This is a genomic window from Ruegeria sp. B10, from assembly GCF_056539825.1.
Genome location: NZ_JBQFVP010000004.1, coordinates 249884 through 270199, shown reverse-complemented (window position 1 = coordinate 270199; position 20316 = coordinate 249884). Strand labels below are relative to the sequence as shown.

Here is a 20316-nt window from a genome sequence, read left to right as displayed (position 1 = left end):
CCCTTGAACCGGAACAAAAACAGATCAAAATCAGGCGCGAAAGGAATCCCCCCTCTATGGCCTATGCTCATTCCGACAAGACCCAGCTGACCTCAGAAGACGTCCGCGCCCGCCTCAAGCTTGAGGGCGGCAAGGCGTTCGTGATGCACACCGATTTTGCACCTGCCGGGGACCAGCCCACAGCCATAAAAGAGTTGGCGGGCGGCGTTCTGGACGGCGAGCGCGATCAAGTTCTGCTTGGCGCGACCGGAACGGGCAAGACCTTCACCATGGCCAAGGTGATCGAGGAAACCCAGCGCCCTGCCATAATCCTTGCGCCTAACAAGACGCTGGCCGCACAGCTATACGGCGAGTTCAAAGGCTTCTTCCCCGAAAACTCGGTCGAATATTTCGTATCCTACTACGACTACTACCAGCCCGAGGCCTACGTGCCGCGCTCGGACACCTATATCGAGAAAGAATCGCAGATCAACGAACAGATCGACCGGATGCGCCACTCAGCCACCCGCGCGCTTTTGGAACGTGACGACGTGATCATCGTCGCCTCGGTCTCGTGCATCTACGGTATCGGTTCGGTCGAGACCTATGGGGCGATGACGCAGGACCTGAAGGTGGGTCATGAGTATGACCAGAGGCAGGTGATGGCTGATCTGGTCGCCCAGCAATACCGCCGCAACGATCAGGCGTTTCAGCGCGGGTCCTTCCGGGTGCGGGGTGACTCGCTGGAGATCTGGCCCGCCCACCTCGAGGACCGCGCTTGGAAGCTGTCCTTCTTTGGCGAAGAACTGGAACAGATCACCGAATTCGACCCGCTAACCGGCGAACGCGCCGCCACAATGGAGCAGGTGCGCGTCTATGCAAACTCGCACTACGTGACGCCGAAACCGACGATGCAGCAGGCGATCATCAGCATCAAAAAGGAACTCCGCATCCGGCTCGACCAATTGGTGGGCGAAGGCAAACTGCTGGAAGCGCAACGTCTGGAGCAGCGTACCAATTTCGATCTGGAAATGCTCGAGGCTACTGGTGTCTGCAACGGGATCGAGAACTACTCGCGCTACCTCACGGGTCGCGCGCCGGGTGAACCGCCCCCGACCCTGTTCGAATTCATCCCCGACAACGCCATCGTCTTCGCCGACGAATCCCACGTCAGCGTGCCGCAGATCGGCGGCATGTACCGCGGCGACTATCGGCGCAAATTCACGCTGGCCGAACACGGGTTCCGCCTGCCGTCCTGCATGGACAACCGCCCCCTGAAGTTCGAGGAATGGGACGCCATGCGCCCGCAATCCGTCTTCGTCTCGGCCACCCCGGCGAAGTGGGAGATTGAACAGACCGGCGGCGTTTTCACAGAACAGGTGATCCGCCCCACGGGTCTGCTGGACCCCGAGGTCGAAATCCGCCCCGTCAGCATGCAGGTGGACGATCTGCTGGACGAGGTGCGCAAGGTCTCTGCCAACGGCTTCCGCACGCTGGTGACAACGCTCACCAAACGCATGGCCGAGGACCTGACTGAATACCTGCACGAACAGGGCATCAAAGTCCGCTACATGCACTCGGATATCGACACGCTGGAACGGATCGAAATCCTGCGTGACCTGCGGTTGGGGGCGTTCGACGTGCTGGTCGGCATCAACCTTCTGCGCGAAGGCCTCGATATTCCCGAATGTGGGCTGGTCGCCATTCTTGACGCGGACAAAGAGGGCTTCCTGCGATCCGAGACCTCTCTGGTCCAGACCATCGGCCGCGCTGCGCGGAACGCCGAGGGCCGGGTGATCATGTATGCCGACAAGATCACCGGCTCGATGGAGCGCGCGCTGAACGAGACCAACCGCCGCCGCGCCAAGCAGATCGCCTATAACGAGGAACACGGCATCACGCCCGAGACGGTGAAGAAAAACGTCGAGGACGTTTTGGCCGGTCTCTACGAAGGCGATGTCGACATGAACCGCGTCACCGCCACCATCGACAAACCGATGCACGGCGCCAACCTCGAGGCCCATCTGGACGGGTTACGCGAGAAGATGCGCAAAGCCGCCGAGAACCTGGAATTCGAAGAGGCTGCCAACATCCGCGATGAGATCAAACGTCTGGAAGCGGTCGATCTGGCCGTCGCCGATGACCCTATGGCGCGCCAATGGGCGGTCGAGAAGGCCTCGGAAGACGCGGTGAAATCGCGCGGACGATCAACGGCTGGTAGGCCGGGGCAACGGGGTGGGAATGTGAAGCGGAGGAAGCGGTGAATTCGCTACCAAGCACATTGCTTGGCTTCGTCTTTGCTGGTCGCCCAATCAACACAGTCTTTCAGTTCAGATAACTCGTTTGTAGTATCCTTAGCGTCGCGTAACAGGTCGTTATAGTCATCTACCAATTCGTTATATTTGAACTGAAGACTCTCGTATTCTTCCACGCATTCGGACACATTTGATTTGCACGTGAAGCCTTCGAAATCGCATTGGTAGCTGTCAAAACAAACAGCATTAGTGCTCACGCATTTGCCCGCACTTGAGCATACTTTGTCCCCATAATCGAGACAAGCAGGTTGGGCTCCGTACTGGCATGAGAAAGATTGCGCAATCATTTTAGTGGCAAATACCGTTGCAGAGAAGCAGACAGAAATAGCCAAATACATATTTACTAGTTTCATTTTCCCATTCATTTTATTTGTTCGCGTCGCACGAAATCCTTCTGCGATGAGCCAAAACAACTGCATTGCCCCATTCACTTCAATCGCGCGCGCGCTTCTATTTCTTCGGATTTTTCGATGGTTTGGGAGCCGGTTTTGGATTAGGTCTTGGCGCGGGCTTTGTCCCATCATTACGTTGCGATGAAGCATTTCCGAGACGACCACGTGTCGGTGGAGGCGCAGGTCTCTTTGCCATTTACTACCTTTAGGAGAAGTTTTGACGTCTAATAATCGTCTTGATATCGCAGTAGAAGCCCTTCGGCAAACGGAACTGAGGCTAGAAGACTACAATCAGTTGGCATCTAGTGCGGACCAAAGAGCAATGGCGCTTGCTGGAACGATGACGGCAGTTGCCGCTTTGCTTGGTGCTTTGGGGGCAAACACCCCTGCTCCACTGCTGACTTATTTTTGCTGCTCGGTTTTCGTCTTGTCTGGCATTTTGGCTGCGGCATCATGCCTTCCCCGAAGCTTCCATGTGAGAGGGCACTATTGGCGAGATTGGAAAGGCCATCTCGATGAAGACGATGATTTTTTTGAAGTTATTGCTTCTCAAGCTGCAGAAAACGATGACAGGTTAGATCAGAACGACAAAGCTTTGGAAAAAGCTGCGAGACTAACGAAATTCTCATTCGTTTTGTCGCTTTGGACGTTTTGCTTTTTTGTTTCCGCTCAATTAGGAGCATTGTTCATTCAATGAACTATGTGCTTGCAGTGCTTTGGTTTTCATTCTTGGTACCCCACACTCCACCCTTGCACCCCGCCCCACCCTCCTCCACGTTTGAAATCACAAATTGTGATTCCAAACGGTTGCCATGACGAACACCCTGCCCAGCACGCATGAGGTCCAAAGCGCCATTCACCGGGTGCGCGGCGCCCGTGTGGTGCTGGCCGAGGATCTGGCGCAGTTTTACGGAAAATCCGTCAGCGCCTTCAATCAGGCCGTCTCTCGCAACAAGGACCTGTTCGAGGGCTACCGCTTTCAGCTGACCGATGCCGAGGTCGCCGAGTTGCAATCACAGAATGTGATCTCAAAACCCAAAGGCCGCGGCGGGCGGCGGGTCAATCCTTGGGTCTATACGGATTACGGCGTGGCCATCGCCTCGGCCCTATTCAAGGACCCGCGCGCGATCAGGATCACCCGGATGATCACCGAGGCCTTTGTCGACGGTGCGAATGCGCTGGCCGAGGCCCCGCGTAGCGTACCGGAAATCCTGCCGCCCGAGGACGCCACTGCCCCATTGCTGCCCAATGGAGAACAGCTGCGCGATCTGGCCGAAAACATCCTCGATTCCGGTAAGCAGAGCCTTGTTGACTATATCGCCAGCCCTAGCACCAATCGCAAACAGGCCGTGGCGGCGATCATGAAGACGCTGGCCGAAACCGCCAGCGAAGATGTTCGCACCCAGCAGGAACGCCTGCGCCTGAGCATTGCCCAGCGCCTGGCCACCGGTGACTATGCTGACGATGATGACCGAAAGCGGCTGCTGGACTTGTTGAATGCAATGAAGGGCTAGCCCGTTACACACTTGTCAAAGGGCAATCTGCGGCTAGGTTCCTCGCTATGCGCTTTGTCCTGCTCTCACTGCTGCTCGGCAGCCCCGCCTATGCGTGGAACGCCACGATTGGCGACATCTGCACGTTGACACACGAAACCGAAGCAGAGGAGATCCGGCTCACCTACGATCCGGCGCAGCCGCTCTATACCCTCGAAATCACGCGCCGCATCGAAGGCTGGACGCAAACGCCGTGGTTCGCCATGCGATTTGAAGGGCCAAACCCGATTGAGATCGGAACGCCACGACACACGCTGTCGGACGATGCGATGTCGTTGTTCGTTTCAGACACCGGTTTTGGCAACGTCTTGGATGGCCTTGAGTTCAACCAAACAGCCTATGCCTTCACGCAAGACCACCTGAGTGAATTCTCACTGGCAGGTGCCGCGCCAGAGGTGCGCAAGTTTCGCACCTGTGCAGCGTCGCTGCTCTCGTAGCATCGCCTGAAGTGGCGCGGATCGGCCGGTGGTCAAACGTGCGTTCAGCCTTTGTCCCAATGGGCAATCACGTCAAAGCCTGCCGGGGTTGGCGGCGCTTCCATGAATTCAGCGAAATGCCCCCAAAGCTCGGCCACTTTTGGAGCGTTTGCGTTCGAGATATCCTCACTTTCGACCACCGAGATCACGTATCCGGTCCCATCCTCGTTCATGACGTTGGTAAAACAGTGCATGCCGGGCATGCCCATGATTTCAGATTTCAATTCGTTCATCTTCGCCGTGGCCGCCTCGCGCGTGCCGGGCTTCATTTTAAATTGAGTTACGCGTGCAAACATATTTGTCCTCCCAAACTGGGCGAAATTGCCCGATGGAGGCACCAAACTGGTACCAACGCGGAGCATCATAGCATGAACTGGCAGATTCCCGCAGCGTCACAGGCCAAGCGGTCGCGGAGGTAACGACCCTCAACCCACGGGTTTCAAGGCTTGATGAACTTGGCGTTGCCCAAGGACCTTTGGCTGGCGCTGGTTTCGCGGGGCGTGGTCGTGCTCGGCGAGGGAGCCGTTTGACGTTGCGCCACATCCGGTCCACAGGCCACTCCATCACCGTCGGGGTCGTTGCGTGGATGATAGCCCGCATAGCCTTCGTAAAACGTCCCAAACCCAATCGCCCGAGAGGCATCGCACCCAGCCAGCGCGATCAGATGGACCATGGCCTCATCCCGGCCATAGTCTGAAAGGCGCACGAACATGTTGAAGGAGATCAACGCGACGGTCAGCGGCAGGCACAGAACCATAAGCAGAATACGCAGGGGAGAGAGCGCGCGTCGCCGGGCAGCTTCGGCCCGGCGCTGACGTTTGGTCGGCAAGGGTTCGTCCAGTTTGGATTTGCGAAACATCATGCCATCGCGATACAGGGGATTTGTGGCGAAGCCGAGGCAGAACACGGCTTACCCACAAAGATCAGCGCGGATAGGATCACCCTCACACTCATCAATGCGAGGCACAATGCCAACCAAAGACCCCTACCAACAGCTGGACGACACCGCCCGGGGCCTGATCCGCGAATTGATGGATGAGGCGACCCATGCCGCGCTCGCCGTTCTGAGCCCGGTCACCGCTTTGCCATCAGTATCGCGGATTGCGCTGGCGACAGATGCCAAGGGGCAGCCGATCTCGCTGATATCAGGCCTATCGGATCATAGCCGGGCGCTACAGAGCAACCCGGCCTGCGCCCTTCTGATCGGGGATCCAGACCCTAAGGGGGATCCGCTGACGCATCCTCGGCTGACCTTGCACGCGACGGCTCGTTTGGTTGCAAGGGGAACGGCGGATCATGACAACCTCCGCCAGAGGTATCTGTCACTGCGCCCCAAGGCTAAACTCTATGCAGATTTCGCCGATTTCAGCTTTGTCCGCTTTGAGATTGAAGATGGGCTGCTGAACGGCGGGTTTGGCAAGGCTTACCGCGTCGAAGCTACAGACATCTGACACCGGGGCACCGGACCTGCGTTAATTGAAGGTCTCAGCCACGTCATACATGACCGGCTCGAAACTCTTGCAAAGCTCGTTGATCTTGCGGTTGCGGTCGCGCATTTCCGGTGTGCGCAGCATAGCCAGAAAATCCTCGCGCCGTTCCCATTGCGAATAATTGGCAATCCGGGTCTGGGCGTCGTTGACATGCAAGCCGGCCGATACAAAACCGGGCTGTTTTGAGATGAATTCGGAGTAAGCATCTGTCAGCGCCTCAAGCAGGTCCTGACAGGTGCCGGGTGTCATCTCAAATGTCGTGATAACGGTCTGAACGCTGGCGGTTTTGGCTATGGTCGGCATCTGGGTCCTCCTTTGGCTTACCCTCAGCCTAGCACAGGATTCCCAAACGTCTTGTCTTTCCTGCCGCCCAAAGCGAAGTCGCCCCGTTAAAGGGGCGACTTGCTGGTATCTCTACTCTTCCAGACGCATCTGCACCGAGACATCGCCGCTCAGGCTTTCGGCCCAGCGCAGTTGGACGGCATCGCCGTTGCTGCCCTGTTCCACATCGGCATAGGGAAAGGAATGGCGCACCGACCCAAGCGCCGTTCTGAGCGGCCCCAGAACCGCTACCGCATCGCAATTGCGAGCCTTGGAGCCAAACGGCAACCGACCGTCCGAGTCGATGGTCCAGACCTGCGAGGCCGAGTTCTGGCTGTGTCGCACCCGCAGCGGGTTTTCCACCTTGGCGTCAATCCCGTGATAGGTGTTGTTGCTGAACGTGACATTGATGTGCTGATCCGCATCCAAATCCGCAAAGGACGTATCCACCCGGTCGGCGCGCTCTAGGTCTGTCCCACTAGAACGGAACTTGTTGCCGGTCACCGCCAGCCCATTCAGAAAATGCCCCGGGCCGTGCGGGCGGATCACGATATAGCTGAACCAGGGCGGGGCCTCGCTGGAAAAGAAGATATTGTCAGTGATGCTCATGGCGCTGAAGGAATAGCCCGAGACATAGGCGGGCGTCGTGTCACGCTCATTCGTCCATTGCACGAAGCAATTGTCCACGTAATTCTCGGCGATGGTCGAGCTGTTATAGGTGCCGATCATGATCAGCCCTGCGGTCCGCACCCCTTGCGGAATACTGTCGCCCTGGAAAAAGTGGTTGCCAAGGATCATGTTGTTGTCGCCGCCGATAACCGCAAAGTGCTTGAAACGCACCGCCCGGTTGTGGCGGATCTTCACGTCATTCGAGGTGGTGTTCAGAGCGATCGACTTGCGATCGGGCACAATGAACGACTCTTCCGAGGACAGGAACTGGCAATTGTCGATCAGCATCCCCTTGCAGCCCGAGCCGATCGAGGTGATGCCGCGATCCAGCGGACGGCTGATGAAACAATCCGACAGGGAAAACGTGCTGCCCGCCGGTGCCAGGCGAATGGCGCTGCAGCGGCCGTTGCACTGGAACTCGATCTGCTCCATCCCGAATTTACGCAGCACTCCGAAATTACCGAAATCCAGCAGGTATTTGAAGGATACAAAAGTGAAGGTCTGGGTCCCTGCCGCATCATACATCGGTGCGTTCAGCGTCAGCTCTCCGGCGCTTTCATCCTTGCCGCGCACGTAGATCTCGCGCCCGACGCCGCTGCCCTGAACCAGCGAGCCGATGGGGATATTCGCCACGTTGGCCACATTGGTCAGACGGGTCGAATCCGCCGGATCATAGGTCGCGACCGAGGTGAAGGTCTCGGTATCCCAGGCCGAGCTGCTTTTGACATCGAACTGACCGTTTCGGATGACACGACGGGTCGAAAACCCCGGCTTGTTGGGAACGGCGGCAAACATGTCGATTGGGGCCGTCACCTCGATCTTGCGACCGCCCAGATCCAGCGATTCATGGTCCGAGTTGTTCAGCAGCGCCTGAAACGCCTTTTTGAAGGCCAGTTCTTCATTCCCGAACGCGGCAATATAGGCGGGCAGGTCATAGTTTTTCAGCAGCAAAAGCATCTTGTCGTCAGGCATCGTAACTGTGCCCTCAAACTCGACCTCCGAGGACAGGGTGGTGTTCTCGGCCAGACGATAGGTGCCTTGGGGCACAAAAATGCGTCGGCCTCCGGCGGCCTGATCCGCCGCCTCGAACGCGGCCGAGTCGTCAGCAATGCCGTCGCCAACCGCGCTGTAGTCGCGCACGTCCACACGGCTGATGATCTCACGCAGGAACACGCCGGTGACATCGGTGATCTCCAGATCATCGACGCGGATGACGGCCCCGTTGGCGCCCTCAATATCAATACCGAAATGACCGTAGAGCGCACTTACACCCCAAGCCATGTCCACACCCGGACGTCGCCCGGTACCCACAATCGCGGTGATCTCGGTCACCGCGCCGTAACTTGTCAGCTGGGTGGCTGGTCCTTGCTCGATAACCCCCGTCAGATGGGTGTCGCCTGCTGCACCGGCCCAGGCGGCGATCCGCACCTCGGGCAGAGGGCCACTGATCGCCTTAACCCGCGCCTTGATCTGCAAATAGCACCCCGGCAGGATCGGGGTCTGGCCCATGTAGCGCAGTTGTTGCGGGCTGTTGATCTTCAGGATCTCAAGACAGCCGCCAAAATCCGCATCCGACGGCACAAATGCCCCGGTGCCCGAGCCATCATAGGTCGGTGAGCCCGGCGTACCATCGCCCGCAGACCACACGCCCAGACCGTTTTCGAAAGCAGGCGGCATGAACACAATGCCGTCGGTGATTGCCTTGTTCATAGAAATCCCTTTCCTCGTCGCGCAGCCCAATGGCTGCACGTTCAAACGCCGTGTTCAGGTCCATCCCGAACGCGACGGTCTGAGTATCCAAAAGGGATTAACCGCCACTCATGCGACCGTGACGGTGGTGTTGCATCAGGCTGCGGGGTCGGCGCGACCCAATAACTGCACGCCGTTGATCTTCCAGCCATTTTCCTGCTGGATCATCTGATAGTCGAGAATGTGAACCGCGCCATCGCCATCGGTGATCATGACCTTCTGCCACAACGCGCCTGCGACCTCGCGCAGTTCCAGAAACCGCACATCAGAAGGACGCCAGACCATGGGATAGCCATTGCGCACCATCGCTCCGAAATTGTCCGGGTTTCCGAAGAGACGCTGGATATTGGGGCTGGCAAAGGTAAAGGCCGTGGCGAAATCATCCGCCTTGAAGGCCTGAATCTGGGCCGCAATATTGGCCTCGATCTCAGCGCTCTGGGCAAACGCACCCGAGGCCAAACCGGCGCTCAGGGACAGGGCAAGCAGTAAACGACGCATGGGGCTACCTCCTGACGGGAACGGTAGCCCCATGTGGGTTCAGGTCAAATCAGACCAGCTCTCCGGCCAAGGCCTTGTCGATCAGCGCGATCGTTTCCGGCACGCCATAGAGGGCAATGAAGCCGCCAAAACGCGGGCCTTGCGAGGCCCCCAACAGCACCTCGTAGAGGGCGGTGAACCAGCCACGCATCGGGTCAAACCGCTCGCGCCCGATGGAATAGACCACCGATTGCAGAGCCTCATCCTCGGCCGGGCCGTCATAGGCCTCGAGCGCGGCCTTGAGCGCCTCCAGCGCTTCGCGCTCTTGATCCGTCGGGGCGCGGTGCTTGCGCGTTGGTTTGACGAAATCGTTGAAGTAGCGCACGGCAAAACCGGCCGCCTGATCCAGATCGGGGTGGCTCTCGGCGGTCGCCTCAGGCGCGTAACGGCGGATAAAGCCCCAAAGCGCCTCTTTGTCTTCTGCCCCGGAAACCGACGCGAGGTTCAGCAACATGGCAAACGGTACGATCAAGGTCGATTCCGGGACATCACCGCCATGGATATGCCAGACCGGGTTGTTCAGCTGCGCCTTCAGCTCCTGCCCCGGATAGGCCCGCAGCTGCTGGTGGTATTCATCATAGGCTTTGGGAATGACGTCGAAATGCATCCGCTTGGCAGTCTTGGGCTTTTGATACATGAAATACGACAGGCTTTCTGTCGGCGCATAGGTCAACCATTCGTCAATCGACACGCCATTGCCCGACGATTTCGAGATCTTCTGGCCGTTTTCATCAAGAAACAGCTCATACGAGAAATGCTCGGGCGCACGACCGCCCAAAGCACGGCAGATCGCGTCATAGATCTTTTCGTTAGTCGCGTGTTCCTTGCCGTACATCTCGAAATCGACGCCCAGCGCAGCCCAGCGCGCGCCAAAGTCCGGCTTCCACTGCAGCTTGACGTTGCCGCCAGTGACGGGAACGGTCCATTCCTTGCCCGTCTCATCATCAAAGGTCACGGTGTAGTTCTCGGCACAGACCTTTTTCATCGGCACATACATCACCCGCCCGCTTTCGGGATGCAGAGGCAGGAAGATCGAATAAGTTTGCTGCCGTTCTTCGCGGAGACTTTTCAGCATGATCGCCATAATCTCATCGTAGCGTTCGACAGCACGCTTTAGGATCTCGTCAAATTGTCCGGACTCGTAGAATTCCTTCGCCGAATAGAACTCATACTCGAACCCAAAGGTGTCGAGGAACCGGCGTAGCATAGCGTTGTTGTGAGCCCCAAAGCTTTCGTATTCACCGAATGGATCGGGCACCGATGTCAACGGACGCTGCAGGTGCTGCTCCAGAATCTCCGGGTTCGGCACGTTGCTTGGCACTTTGCGCATGCCGTCCAGATCGTCCGAGAAACAGATCAGCTTGGTGGGGATATCCGACAGGGCCTCGAATGCGCGCTTGACCATCGTGGTCCGCGCGACCTCCCCAAAGGTACCGATATGTGGCAGGCCCGAGGGGCCATAGCCGGTCTCGAACAGCACAAACCCCTTCTCCGGAGCGTTCTTCTGATAGCGTTTGAGCAACCGGCGCGCCTCTTCGAAAGGCCAGGCCTTGGACGACATTGCGGTTTCACGCAGTTCAGACATCAGATTTGCTCCATCGGGAAAAACGGCGCCGATCGCACTTTGCAACCGACCGGCCCCTCCTATTGTGCCGTTGCAGCATGAGTCAATAAAAGCGAGGGGTTTTTCCGAGGAACAAGGCCGATTTAACCGGTCAACTGGTCCAGTTTCGCCGCCCAGATAAAGTCATTCTCGCTGAGCCCGCCGATTTCGTGGGTTGTCAGCCTGACATCCACATAGCCCCAGCCGAACGAGATATCAGGGTGGTGGCCCTGCTGATCCGCCAGCCATGCACAAAGATTGGCCAGGTAGGTCGCCTTAGCAAAACCCTTGAACGCGAAGTGGCGGCTTAGCTCGGTCGACCCGGCATTCAGTGTCCATTCCGATGACAGCTCACCCATATGAGCGTTTGCCTCATCTGCCGTCAGGGCTGGAATGCCGCCGGAACAAGGTATGCACGTACGGTCTGACAAGTTGCAGGTTTGTCCTGTTGTGGTCATTTTCGATCACTCCGCTGCTGTTGCTTTGGGTGGGAATTTGTTCGGCAATAGACCGAGCGACTGCGCCTGCCTTACATCTGCCAACAGGTCCCTGTCGGCCGCGGCGAACAGCGCCTCGGGGTCTTGCAGAACAAAGTAGCCCATCTGGTGCATGTCGATCCGGTATGGGGTGCGCAGGATCGTCAGCACGTCAAACGGGTCCCGGTCCGGAATGTCGCTTTCGACCGCATAAACAAGTTCGGTGGGCGAGGACGCCAGCCCCGAACCCAGCGCTTTGATTGCACCATCCTGCCACCGTAACCCGAACTCGACCGAAAACCAATAAAGCCGGATCAGCCAGGCATAGTCCTTTGGCCCAGCCTGCACCCCGGCCTTGCCGATGGCCTGACTGAACGCCGCAAATCTGGGATCGCTGAGCAAGGGCGTATGCCCAAAGATCTCGTGAAAGATGTCCGGCTCTTCAATATAGTCGAAATCCTCGCGTGAGCGGATGAAGGACGCTGCCGGAAACACCCTGTCGGCCAGCATCCCGAAGAAGGTTTCGAACCCAATCAGCGCTGGCACGGGCTGAACCCGCCATCCGGTCAGGTCCAACAAACGTTCCGAGATATCCTTGCAAGAGGGCACACGGGTCTTCGGCAACTCCAACCGTTTCAGGCCGTCGAGATAGTCGCGCGCCATGTATTTCTGCACGTTGTCCTGCTGCGCCGAGTAGAGATCAGCCCAAACAGCGTCCTCTTCAGCGGTATACGCGATATGACCCTTCGCATCGGCGATTTTAGCGCGGTATTTCGTTGTTTTCGGCATCTTCTCCTCCCCTTCACAGATATTCTATTCAAGGGAGGTGGTGAATTCAGTTTCTATAGATGGGAAAATCGCTTATAGTTGAACGGATCATTTCGCATTGAGATTAAAATTGGCACAAACGTTTCATCCTGCCGATCTAGCCATCCTGCAACAGCTGCAAACCGACGGCCGATTGTCGATGCAGGAGCTTGCAGACCGCACGGGCCTGTCGGCCTCGCAATGCTGGCGTCGGGTGCGGGATCTTGAGGCATCCGGAGTTGTATCGGGCTACACTGCGCAGGTCCACGCCAAGTCTGTCGGGCTGAACGCAATTGCTTATATCCACGTCGCGTTGCAGAGCCATCAGGAAGACAGCATCAACGCCTTCCTCCGTCTGGTTGAGACAGAACCTCAGATCGTGGAATGCGCGTCGATTACCGGAGATCATGACTTCCTCCTCAAGGTCTATGCCAAATCGCCCGAAGATCTTGAGCTTTTCATAATGCAGCGCCTTCTGAAGTCAGGCCTGGTCCGTGACACCCGTAGCAATTTCGTGCTGCGCCAGACCAAAACGCGGGGACCACTGCCAATTCTCTGACACACACAGGCAAAAGCCGTTGAACCCGTCCGCCAGCCCTCCTATCGTGCGACGGCAGCAAATGACTCAGGACGACCCAATGACCGATCAAATTCCACACCCGATGTCTCCGCAAGATTGCCTTGTGGCGATCATGGTCGCGATCTCGGCGTCGGATGAGACGATCCGCACCGCCGAACTGGTCAAGATCGAAGGCGCGGTGAATATGCTGCCTGTTTTTGCGGGCTATGACATTGACCGCACCCGCCGGGTTTCGCAAATCGTGTTCGACCTGTTCGAACAGGAAGACGGGCTGGATGCGCTGTTTGGCCTGATCCGAGAAAACCTGCCCGAACGCTTGAATGAAACCGCCTATGCGCTGGCCTGCGACGTGGCCGCCGCAGACGGTTCACTGGCCGAGACCGAGCTACGTTTGCTGGAAGAAATCCGCTATGAGCTAAACATCGACCGCCTGCACGCTGCCGCGATCGAACGCGGTGCCCGCGCGCGCCACACGATTTAGGTTCAACTGCCGTAAAGAGACCCCCAGCGCTCAATCAAAGCCCGCTGAAGCTTGCGCGACCGTCGGTTCCAACTGCGCGCGCCTTCTGGTCGCTCGCGTTGTTCGCGCGGGATCGTGGCGCGGTGGTCCACATCTGCCGTAAAGATCGCAAAGGCCAGTTCGGACCCGTCGGCCGTGGTCAGAAAGCCGCCAAGACCCGAGACGAAGTTCAGCGTTCCGGTTTTTGCATTCACCTTGATGGGATGATCCTTGACCGCGCGACCCTGACTATCGGTCAGCGTAAAAGGCTTGAGCAGGGGCCGCAGCGCCCCGGTTTTGCGCGCCGCAACAAGCGCCTTCACCAGATCACCCGGAGGCATGCGGGACGCATCACCAAGACCAGAGTGATCCACCATGGCGATTTGGTTGGCACCATAGGTCTCCGCCGCCCAGCGGTTCATCTCAGCCGCCGAGTCCGCCAGATCACTCGGCCTCACCCCGCGTGCTTTAGTAGCCGCCATACCAACCATTTCTGCCGTCAGATTGGTCGAGTATTTCAGCATCCCGCGCAGGATGCTCTCTAACCGGTCACTCTGATGCACAACCAACGTAGTGCCCTGCGGGGTTTCCTGCGTGACTTGCACCCGACCCAGAACAATCCCGTTTGAGCGGGCAAGCGTGCGAAACACATCGCCCGCATAAAGTGCAGGTTTTCGAACAGGCAACCAGCGTGCGCCGCCATTGCCCAGCGCTCCTTTGGCCACGGTCCAGCGGTCCTGACGTGCGCTGGGTTGATAGGTGTAGATCGGTAGGCTGCGCGGTTCCACCCGCATCACAGCCATATCGACATCCGGACGGTACTTGGCGCTGCGCGCATCCATCGTGACGTTGTAATTCGTCCCGGCCCGCTTCCATTCGAAATGAACGCGGTTGAAGTTCAAAGAAATTCCACTGATCGCCGGGCTATAGCCCAGATGATCTGGCTGCCCGGGGTCGATGCTGAACACGTAGGGCAAGGCTCCGTCATAGACTTTGAACGCCCCGCGAACTTCGGTCACCCCAGCCTCGCGCAGATTGGCTGCCATGCTTGCCAAAGCATCTGTATCCAGCAGAGGGTCTCCGCCGCCGACAAGGATCAAGTCGCCTTTTAGAATGCCATTCTCAATTGGCCCATCCGCCAGAAGCTTGGTCTCAAAGCGATGATCTGGCCCCAGAACGTCCAATGCATAGAGTGCCGTCAGCGCCTTGCCCACACTGGCCGGAGGCAACCCGGCCTCACCCCCCAGCGCCTCAAGCTGAGTGCCTGTTTCAACATCTGCCACTGCAAAGATCACATCGCCCCGCAGCCCGGCTGCGCGCACGAACCGCTCTGCCCCGGTCAGCTGAGGTCCACGGGCCTGAGGCCGCAAGGACACCAAGGGGGCCTGCGCAAAGGCAGCAGCGGGGATCGCAGCTGCGCTCAACCCTGCAAGAAACAAACGGCGTGAAATACGATCAACCATGGGTCAATTAAAATCCCAGAGATGAAATTTGGACAACCATTGCATGAGAATATGCAGGCAATGTGGCTATTCGGGCAACACTCCGTTCGCCCAGATGCCGCGATTGCGAAGATCAGTTGAACTGAGATTTACCATCGGCACGTTCACGAAACACCATGCCGGCGCCTGCGCGCGTCCCAATAGATGCCGCGCCTGCCCGTCAATTCTGTAGGGTGCGTAGACCCGCGCCGCTGGCGACATCCGCGCGGAAATTCGATCACCCGATCGCGCCACAACGCCCACGGGGACGCTGTCCATGATCAGCCGCCAGTCCTTCCATTGGTGAAACTGCGCCAGATTGTCGGCCCCCATGATCCAGACAAATCGAACTTGAGGATAAAGCCGCCGGAGGGCCAACAGAGTATCCGCCGTCGCCCGCGTACCCGTCAGCGCCTCGATATCCGTAACGTCCACCCGAGGGTGCTGCATCACTGCCTGCGCGGCCCCTAACCGACGCGGCAAAGGCGCAGGCCCTTGCTGTTTCAGAGGGTTACCCGGAGAGACCAGCCACCACACACGATCCAATCCGAAAGCCTTCATCGCCTCAAGCGTGACATGCACATGACCTTGATGCGGAGGATCAAAGGACCCTCCGAACAGCCCAATGACCTGTCCGGGTCGAGCATATGGTATCTGGCTGCGCAACATCCCTTGCTGATGTTCAGAACTGAAGCAGCTTGTCAATCAATCGGTTGCACCGTATCGCCCACCCGAACGCGCCCAGGGCGCACCACTTCCGCACACCACCCGCCATGCCCACGCACGGCAGAATAGCCGCCTTTTCCCAGCGCTTCCTCCATTCGGCTGCAAGGTGCGCAGATCACGGTAAAGCGCAGAACCGCCTCACCCACCTGCACCTCGCGTCCTTTGAGCGCGGGGAGGTTAATCCCCGAAACCACCAGATTGCGCAGCAATATCTCTGGCGCAATCGGCCCTTGTCCTAGATACGAGCCAATCGCTGCCAAATGCTCCTGCTGGATCAAGGTCACCGCCCTCTTGCCCGTGCGACTGCGATCTCCATCCAAACCATCAGCGGAAATCATGGTGTCGCCTAAAGCGACGATCGCCGCCCGCCGGGCTGGACGCACTCCGATCCAATCGACCCGACCGGGCTTTGCCCAGCCAGCAATCAATTCCGCAAGTTCTGACATCTCACGCGCCTCTCAAACCTTGGCCACTCTAGCCCGCCCAAGGTCTCAGCAAAAATCACGAAACCACCAGCTTGCCCCGCCCGCTCCGCTTGGATATCAAGCGTTTCAACCTGATTTCCCCGACCCAGAGGACGCGACATGGCCGCCTATCAATATGTCTACCACATGCAGGGTGTCTCAAAGACCTATCCCGGTGGCAAGAAGTGCTTTGAAAACATCCACCTGAGCTTTCTGCCCGGCGTGAAAATCGGTGTTGTCGGCGTCAACGGCGCGGGTAAATCGACGCTGATGAAGATCATGGCGGGCCTCGACACGGACTTCACCGGTGAGGCATGGGCGGCCGAGGGCGCCAAGGTGGGCTATCTGCCGCAGGAACCGCAGTTGGATGAATCCCTGACCGTCCGTGAAAACGTCATGCTTGGCGTGGCCGCGAAAAAGGCCAAGGTCGACCGCTTCAACGAAATCGCCATGGAGATCGCCGAGAACTACTCGGACGAGCTGATGGAGGAAATGACCACCCTGCAGGACGCGATTGACGCGGAGAATCTCTGGGACCTCGACAGCCAGATCGACGTCTCGATGGAGGCGCTGCGCTGCCCGCCGGACGATGCCAACATCGCCAACCTCTCAGGCGGTGAGAAACGCCGCGTGGCGCTGTGCAAACTGCTGCTCGAAGCGCCCGACATGCTGCTGCTCGACGAACCGACCAACCACCTGGACGCCGAGACCATCGCCTGGCTGCAACAGCACCTGATCGACTACAAGGGCACCATCCTGATCGTCACCCACGACCGCTATTTCCTGGATGACATCACCGGCTGGATCCTCGAACTCGACCGCGGCCGCGGCATTCCGTACGAGGGCAACTACTCCGCATGGCTGGAACAAAAAGCCAAACGGCTGGAGCAGGAAGCCCGCGAAGACAAGTCCAAGCAGAAAACCCTGCAGCGCGAGCTGGAGTGGATGCGGCAGGGTCAAAAGGCCCGCCAGGCCAAATCCAAGGCCCGGATCAACGCCTATAACGAACTGGCCGAACAGTCAGAACGTGAAAAGCTGACCCGCGCCCAGATCGTCATCCCCAACGGCCAACGCCTCGGCGGCAAGGTGATCGAGGTCGAGGGCCTGTCGAAACATATGGGCGACAAGCAACTGATCGAAGGGCTGGACTTCGCCCTGCCCCCCGGCGGCATCGTCGGTGTCATCGGCCCCAACGGCGCCGGTAAATCGACCCTGTTCAAGATGCTCACCGGTCAGGAACAGCCCGACAGCGGCACCATCACGCTGGGCGACACGGTCGAGCTGTCCTATGTCGACCAGTCCCGCGATGACCTGAAAGACAACGACACCGTGTGGGAGGCGATCACCGGCGGCGCCGAGATCGTTCAGCTGGGCGACGCGCAGGTCAATTCCCGCGCCTATTGCTCGTCCTTCAACTTCAAGGGCGGCGACCAGCAAAAGAAGGTCTCGCTGCTATCGGGTGGTGAGCGCAACCGCGTCCACATGGCCCGCCTGTTGAAAGAGGGCGGCAACGTCCTGCTGCTGGATGAGCCGACCAACGATCTGGATGTCGAAACCCTGCGCGCGCTGGAAGACGCTCTGGTCGATTTCGCCGGTTGTGCCGTGGTGATCTCGCACGACCGCTTCTTCCTCGACCGGATTTGTACGCATATTCTTGCGTTTGAGGGTGACGCGCATGTGGAGTGGTTCGAGGGCAACTTCGAGGACTACGAAGAGGACAAAAAACGCCGTCTGGGACCGGACGCGCTGGAGCCTAAGCGGTTGAAGCATAAGAAGTTTGCGCGGTAGGTTTTGTTTACCGCCGACGACTTCAGCGACTTGTTCTCTGAGCAACCCTGTTTTTGTGGTAGCGGAAAGCCATACGACGACTGCCACAAAAACAAAACATACAAGCAGCCAATCGAAATTCAGCATGATCAGGCAAAGTTCATGCATCGAGCACGACTTTGCCCGGTTTCCTATTCAGGCCAAGAGTGCGGCAAGCCTGTCATAGCATCTCATTCACAGCAACGTAGAGGTCCTCTAAAACAGATTGCAGAAGCAGGTCACGTCATCGGGTTTTCCGATGGTCCAAATACAAAACCTTCGAGTTCGGATGAGCGCGAACTTGTTCGAGTAAGCGCGAAAAGAGCATCTACATTTCCCGGTCTTTGCGCCGAGCATGATGCTACCTCGTTCTCCGAAATTGAGAACAAGCTTCTACAGCCCGGTTATAGAACGTCTCTAGCTTTGGCCATTCGATGCGCACTTTATGAAGCTGTAGTTCATACTGACGGCGCACTATTTTTGAACTGGCTACAAACGGTACCAAGTTTCGATTTCTGGATAGATGTAGACAGCTTCACATCAGAACTTGAGCACATGATCCACTACTCGAGGTACAACTGGGACTTAATCAAGCTTATCCAACGCATTGAGCGAAAAAAAGCGCGCGTAAACTCTACTTCTACTCCGCATTGATCGACACGGCGCTGCCATTCTCCGCCACAGGTTGTTTTTGTATAGAAAACGACGTCTTTGGAAATCAACTCCAACCTTTCTCCGAATACGGGCGGAAGTTTTCTTACGCTCAACTGACTGTGATGCCGCAGGCAAACGATACCACATTGGTTTCAATTTCTTCGACGGACGACAAAGACAAAGCATCGTCTATACGGTTTGTGAACTCTTACCGAGCCTGCAAACCAAACGATTTACCTAACGTCATACTGCGTACTGCAATGGAATACACTGAGAACATCTACTTCAAACCATCTTGGATCGAATCTCTGAGTACCGATGAAAGGCGATCTTTGGTGGACAGGTTTGATGACCGCGTCGTTTTTGAGGCCGGACAAGAAAAGCCCAAGAACTCACTTTCTTTACCTCTTCACTTGAGTGTCCTTGGCACAAGAGTAAAACAGCTGTCGAATGCGGGTTGATGCAAGCGTAGGATGGGGTTTTACCCCTTTTTGCGGCTCTCCGAACGTGCCATTGGTGACCACACCGCTCCACTCCGGATCAACCCGGCTTGCACGAATATCGCGATGGAGAGACGAATGCGGCGTGGCCAAAGGTGAAATTTCATCGGCGGGTTCACGTTCAAATCACCAGTTACGCCCTGAATTCACAGCGCATCCTGTTCAATCCTCCCTTGCCACATACCCACCTCAATGCCATATCCAAAGGGCTAACGTTTTTCTATTTCGACCCACTGTCTCCTTCTACGGCGCTCAGTCATTCGATCCAGACCGACGACGCCAGGCTGCCGCATCCACGTGGGCAGCACTAAACAGGAGACACGGATATGCCTGCAGGCACCGTAAAATGGTTCAACACCACCAAAGGCTATGGCTTTATCGCACCCGAAGATGGCGGCAAAGACATCTTCGTTCACATCTCGGCTGTCGAGCGTTCGGGCCTGACCGGTCTGGCCGACAACCAGAAAGTCACCTACGAGCTGCGCTCGGGTCGTGACGGTCGCGAAAGCGCGGACAATATCGAGCTGGCATAAGCCACTTAGACGGGCGGGGGTAAACCCCGCCCTTTTTTGTGGCCGTAAGGCCTCACATCACAATTTCGTAATATCTGCCCCATAATTGACCAATTAAGATATCATTCTGGAGTTCGAGTGATGATTTTTCAGGTCAATTCAAGAGGCGCACATGTTCACACGTCGTGTTTTTCTGGCCGGAACGGCCCTGAGCCTTCTCCCCGGTATTGCCGTTGCCAAGAAGGCCGCCGAGTATGATCCCACACCACAATTTGTCCGGATCAAAAAGCAATTTCAGCCGGGGCAGCTGCTGGTCGTGCCGCGATCATTCTACCTGTATTACGTGACCGAACCGCGCAAGGCGGTCCGCTATGGCTGTGGGGTCGGCAAAGCCGGGTTGGAGTTCACCGGCACTGCGACCATCGACGTGAAGAAGGAATGGCCCACCTGGCGACCGACGCAAGAGATGATCGAGCGGGATCCGGTGGCCTATGCGCGTTTTAAGGATAACGACTATGTTCAGCCCGGAGGGGGCGACAATCCGTTGGGCGCGCGTGCGCTCTATCTGTTCCAGAACGGGGTCGATACCTATTTCCGCATCCATGGGACAACGCAGCCGCAAACGATCGGACGGGCCGCGTCGAACGGATGTATCCGGATGATGAACGAACACGTGGTGGACCTCTACAACCGTGTGCCGATCGGAACGGTCGTCACAGTGGTTTGA

General features: G+C 57.6%; 24 protein-coding genes. 12 read left to right on the top strand and 12 right to left on the bottom strand.

Annotated features, from left to right (window positions below; genetic code table 11):
* Nucleotides 1-56: 56 nt before the first annotated feature.
* On the top strand, nucleotides 57-2243 hold the full coding sequence (gene uvrB / locus ACR0J4_RS07680) for an excinuclease ABC subunit UvrB (RefSeq protein ID WP_170642828.1): 2187 nt from the start codon (nucleotides 57-59) through the stop codon (nucleotides 2241-2243).
* A 5-nt stretch (nucleotides 2244-2248) separates the two neighbouring features.
* Here uvrB and ACR0J4_RS07675 read toward each other — a convergent pair whose 3' ends face one another.
* Nucleotides 2249-2713 (bottom strand): hypothetical protein, encoded by a 465-nt coding sequence (locus ACR0J4_RS07675; protein WP_480668355.1) that lies wholly within the window; start codon nucleotides 2711-2713, stop codon nucleotides 2249-2251.
* A 190-nt stretch (nucleotides 2714-2903) separates the two neighbouring features.
* On the opposite strand from ACR0J4_RS07675, the gene ACR0J4_RS07670 reads away from it, so the two are divergent.
* From ACR0J4_RS07670 to ACR0J4_RS07660, 3 genes are all read left to right on the top strand, one after another.
* A complete protein-coding gene (locus ACR0J4_RS07670) occupies nucleotides 2904-3383 on the top strand; it encodes a Pycsar system effector family protein (RefSeq protein ID WP_170642827.1) in 480 nt (159 codons plus the stop codon).
* 115 nt (nucleotides 3384-3498) lie between these two features.
* A complete protein-coding gene (locus ACR0J4_RS07665; protein WP_170642826.1) occupies nucleotides 3499-4200 on the top strand; it encodes an ORF6N domain-containing protein in 702 nt (233 codons plus the stop codon).
* Nucleotides 4201-4247: 47 nt separating this feature from the next.
* Nucleotides 4248-4676, top strand: a complete 429-nt coding sequence (locus ACR0J4_RS07660) for a hypothetical protein (RefSeq protein ID WP_170642825.1) — start codon at nucleotides 4248-4250, stop codon at nucleotides 4674-4676.
* A 44-nt stretch (nucleotides 4677-4720) separates the two neighbouring features.
* Here the strand turns inward: ACR0J4_RS07660 and ACR0J4_RS07655 are convergent, their stop codons facing one another.
* Together ACR0J4_RS07655 and ACR0J4_RS07650 are read right to left on the bottom strand one after the other, a co-directional pair.
* Nucleotides 4721-5011, bottom strand: a complete 291-nt coding sequence (locus ACR0J4_RS07655; protein ID WP_170468737.1) for a hypothetical protein — start codon at nucleotides 5009-5011, stop codon at nucleotides 4721-4723.
* A 143-nt stretch (nucleotides 5012-5154) separates the two neighbouring features.
* Entirely contained in the window at nucleotides 5155-5574 is a 420-nt protein-coding gene (locus ACR0J4_RS07650; RefSeq protein ID WP_480668354.1) for an excalibur calcium-binding domain-containing protein, read from the bottom strand.
* A 109-nt stretch (nucleotides 5575-5683) separates the two neighbouring features.
* On the opposite strand from ACR0J4_RS07650, the gene ACR0J4_RS07645 reads away from it, so the two are divergent.
* On the top strand, nucleotides 5684-6166 hold the full coding sequence (locus ACR0J4_RS07645) for a pyridoxamine 5'-phosphate oxidase family protein (protein WP_170553341.1): 483 nt from the start codon (nucleotides 5684-5686) through the stop codon (nucleotides 6164-6166).
* A gap of 21 nt (nucleotides 6167-6187) precedes the next feature.
* Here ACR0J4_RS07645 and ACR0J4_RS07640 read toward each other — a convergent pair whose 3' ends face one another.
* The 6 genes from ACR0J4_RS07640 to phhA all read right to left on the bottom strand — a co-directional run bounded on the left by ACR0J4_RS07640 (nucleotide 6188) and on the right by phhA (nucleotide 12349).
* The gene (locus tag ACR0J4_RS07640) at nucleotides 6188-6508 is read right to left on the bottom strand and encodes an antibiotic biosynthesis monooxygenase family protein (RefSeq protein ID WP_170462743.1); all 321 of its coding nucleotides are present in this window, start codon (nucleotides 6506-6508) and stop codon (nucleotides 6188-6190) included.
* 111 nt (nucleotides 6509-6619) lie between these two features.
* Nucleotides 6620-8905 carry a glycosyl hydrolase family 28-related protein gene (locus ACR0J4_RS07635; protein WP_170553344.1) on the bottom strand — a complete coding sequence of 762 codons (2286 nt, stop codon included), beginning with the start codon at nucleotides 8903-8905 and terminating at the stop codon, nucleotides 6620-6622.
* 135 nt (nucleotides 8906-9040) lie between these two features.
* Nucleotides 9041-9442, bottom strand: a complete 402-nt coding sequence (locus ACR0J4_RS07630; RefSeq protein ID WP_170490745.1) for a DUF4864 domain-containing protein — start codon at nucleotides 9440-9442, stop codon at nucleotides 9041-9043.
* 49 nt (nucleotides 9443-9491) lie between these two features.
* Entirely contained in the window at nucleotides 9492-11066 is a 1575-nt protein-coding gene (locus tag ACR0J4_RS07625) for a lysine--tRNA ligase (RefSeq protein ID WP_170553350.1), read from the bottom strand.
* 122 nt (nucleotides 11067-11188) lie between these two features.
* Complete coding sequence (locus ACR0J4_RS07620; RefSeq protein ID WP_170642824.1) at nucleotides 11189-11542, bottom strand: 4a-hydroxytetrahydrobiopterin dehydratase; 354 nt, start codon at nucleotides 11540-11542, stop codon at nucleotides 11189-11191.
* A 6-nt stretch (nucleotides 11543-11548) separates the two neighbouring features.
* Entirely contained in the window at nucleotides 11549-12349 is an 801-nt protein-coding gene (gene phhA / locus ACR0J4_RS07615; protein WP_170642823.1) for a phenylalanine 4-monooxygenase, read from the bottom strand.
* A gap of 109 nt (nucleotides 12350-12458) precedes the next feature.
* On the opposite strand from phhA, the gene ACR0J4_RS07610 reads away from it, so the two are divergent.
* Together ACR0J4_RS07610 and ACR0J4_RS07605 are read left to right on the top strand one after the other, a co-directional pair.
* Nucleotides 12459-12926, top strand: a complete 468-nt coding sequence (locus tag ACR0J4_RS07610) for an Lrp/AsnC family transcriptional regulator (RefSeq protein WP_480543195.1) — start codon at nucleotides 12459-12461, stop codon at nucleotides 12924-12926.
* 79 nt (nucleotides 12927-13005) lie between these two features.
* Entirely contained in the window at nucleotides 13006-13428 is a 423-nt protein-coding gene (locus tag ACR0J4_RS07605) for a tellurite resistance TerB family protein (RefSeq protein WP_170553359.1), read from the top strand.
* Between the two features lie 2 nt (nucleotides 13429-13430).
* Here ACR0J4_RS07605 and dacB read toward each other — a convergent pair whose 3' ends face one another.
* From dacB to ACR0J4_RS07590, 3 genes are all read right to left on the bottom strand, one after another.
* Entirely contained in the window at nucleotides 13431-14909 is a 1479-nt protein-coding gene (gene dacB / locus ACR0J4_RS07600) for a D-alanyl-D-alanine carboxypeptidase/D-alanyl-D-alanine endopeptidase (protein WP_170642822.1), read from the bottom strand.
* 66 nt (nucleotides 14910-14975) lie between these two features.
* Nucleotides 14976-15596 carry a nicotinate-nucleotide adenylyltransferase gene (locus ACR0J4_RS07595; protein WP_170642821.1) on the bottom strand — a complete coding sequence of 207 codons (621 nt, stop codon included), beginning with the start codon at nucleotides 15594-15596 and terminating at the stop codon, nucleotides 14976-14978.
* Between the two features lie 32 nt (nucleotides 15597-15628).
* Nucleotides 15629-16099, bottom strand: a complete 471-nt coding sequence (locus tag ACR0J4_RS07590) for an MOSC domain-containing protein (protein ID WP_170642820.1) — start codon at nucleotides 16097-16099, stop codon at nucleotides 15629-15631.
* A gap of 138 nt (nucleotides 16100-16237) precedes the next feature.
* On the opposite strand from ACR0J4_RS07590, the gene ettA reads away from it, so the two are divergent.
* The 5 genes from ettA (at nucleotide 16238) to ACR0J4_RS07565 (ending at nucleotide 20316) form a co-directional block, all read left to right on the top strand.
* Nucleotides 16238-17905: an energy-dependent translational throttle protein EttA gene (ettA, locus tag ACR0J4_RS07585; protein WP_170642819.1), complete on the top strand. Its 1668-nt coding sequence runs from the start codon at nucleotides 16238-16240 to the stop codon at nucleotides 17903-17905.
* A 3-nt stretch (nucleotides 17906-17908) separates the two neighbouring features.
* A complete protein-coding gene (locus ACR0J4_RS07580; RefSeq protein ID WP_170642818.1) occupies nucleotides 17909-18577 on the top strand; it encodes an SEC-C metal-binding domain-containing protein in 669 nt (222 codons plus the stop codon).
* Nucleotides 18574-19038, top strand: coding sequence for a hypothetical protein (locus tag ACR0J4_RS07575; RefSeq protein WP_170642817.1), 465 nt, complete (start codon nucleotides 18574-18576; stop codon nucleotides 19036-19038). The genes ACR0J4_RS07580 and ACR0J4_RS07575 overlap by 4 nt, the downstream gene beginning before the upstream one ends.
* Nucleotides 19039-19403: 365 nt before the next feature.
* Complete coding sequence (locus ACR0J4_RS07570; RefSeq protein WP_170378838.1) at nucleotides 19404-19610, top strand: cold-shock protein; 207 nt, start codon at nucleotides 19404-19406, stop codon at nucleotides 19608-19610.
* A gap of 151 nt (nucleotides 19611-19761) precedes the next feature.
* Complete coding sequence (locus tag ACR0J4_RS07565; protein ID WP_170378840.1) at nucleotides 19762-20316, top strand: L,D-transpeptidase; 555 nt, start codon at nucleotides 19762-19764, stop codon at nucleotides 20314-20316.

Excerpts from the sequence above, each read along its gene's own strand:
- uvrB (WP_170642828.1), top strand. The coding sequence starts at position 57 with ATGGCCTATGCTCATTCCGACAAGACCCAGCTGACCTCAGAAGACGTC.
- ACR0J4_RS07675 (WP_480668355.1), bottom strand. The coding sequence starts at position 2,713 with ATGCAGTTGTTTTGGCTCATCGCAGAAGGATTTCGTGCGACGCGAACA.
- ACR0J4_RS07665 (WP_170642826.1), top strand. The coding sequence starts at position 3,499 with ATGACGAACACCCTGCCCAGCACGCATGAGGTCCAAAGCGCCATTCAC.
- ACR0J4_RS07660 (WP_170642825.1), top strand. The coding sequence starts at position 4,248 with ATGCGCTTTGTCCTGCTCTCACTGCTGCTCGGCAGCCCCGCCTATGCG.
- ACR0J4_RS07655 (WP_170468737.1), bottom strand. The coding sequence starts at position 5,011 with ATGTTTGCACGCGTAACTCAATTTAAAATGAAGCCCGGCACGCGCGAG.
- ACR0J4_RS07650 (WP_480668354.1), bottom strand. The coding sequence starts at position 5,574 with ATGTTTCGCAAATCCAAACTGGACGAACCCTTGCCGACCAAACGTCAG.
- ACR0J4_RS07645 (WP_170553341.1), top strand. The coding sequence starts at position 5,684 with ATGCCAACCAAAGACCCCTACCAACAGCTGGACGACACCGCCCGGGGC.
- ACR0J4_RS07640 (WP_170462743.1), bottom strand. The coding sequence starts at position 6,508 with ATGCCGACCATAGCCAAAACCGCCAGCGTTCAGACCGTTATCACGACA.
- ACR0J4_RS07635 (WP_170553344.1), bottom strand. The coding sequence starts at position 8,905 with ATGAACAAGGCAATCACCGACGGCATTGTGTTCATGCCGCCTGCTTTC.
- ACR0J4_RS07630 (WP_170490745.1), bottom strand. The coding sequence starts at position 9,442 with ATGCGTCGTTTACTGCTTGCCCTGTCCCTGAGCGCCGGTTTGGCCTCG.
- ACR0J4_RS07625 (WP_170553350.1), bottom strand. The coding sequence starts at position 11,066 with ATGTCTGAACTGCGTGAAACCGCAATGTCGTCCAAGGCCTGGCCTTTC.
- ACR0J4_RS07620 (WP_170642824.1), bottom strand. The coding sequence starts at position 11,542 with ATGACCACAACAGGACAAACCTGCAACTTGTCAGACCGTACGTGCATA.
- phhA (WP_170642823.1), bottom strand. The coding sequence starts at position 12,349 with ATGCCGAAAACAACGAAATACCGCGCTAAAATCGCCGATGCGAAGGGT.
- ACR0J4_RS07605 (WP_170553359.1), top strand. The coding sequence starts at position 13,006 with ATGACCGATCAAATTCCACACCCGATGTCTCCGCAAGATTGCCTTGTG.
- dacB (WP_170642822.1), bottom strand. The coding sequence starts at position 14,909 with ATGGTTGATCGTATTTCACGCCGTTTGTTTCTTGCAGGGTTGAGCGCA.
- ACR0J4_RS07595 (WP_170642821.1), bottom strand. The coding sequence starts at position 15,596 with ATGTTGCGCAGCCAGATACCATATGCTCGACCCGGACAGGTCATTGGG.
- ACR0J4_RS07590 (WP_170642820.1), bottom strand. The coding sequence starts at position 16,099 with ATGTCAGAACTTGCGGAATTGATTGCTGGCTGGGCAAAGCCCGGTCGG.
- ettA (WP_170642819.1), top strand. The coding sequence starts at position 16,238 with ATGGCCGCCTATCAATATGTCTACCACATGCAGGGTGTCTCAAAGACC.
- ACR0J4_RS07570 (WP_170378838.1), top strand. The coding sequence starts at position 19,404 with ATGCCTGCAGGCACCGTAAAATGGTTCAACACCACCAAAGGCTATGGC.
- ACR0J4_RS07565 (WP_170378840.1), top strand. The coding sequence starts at position 19,762 with ATGTTCACACGTCGTGTTTTTCTGGCCGGAACGGCCCTGAGCCTTCTC.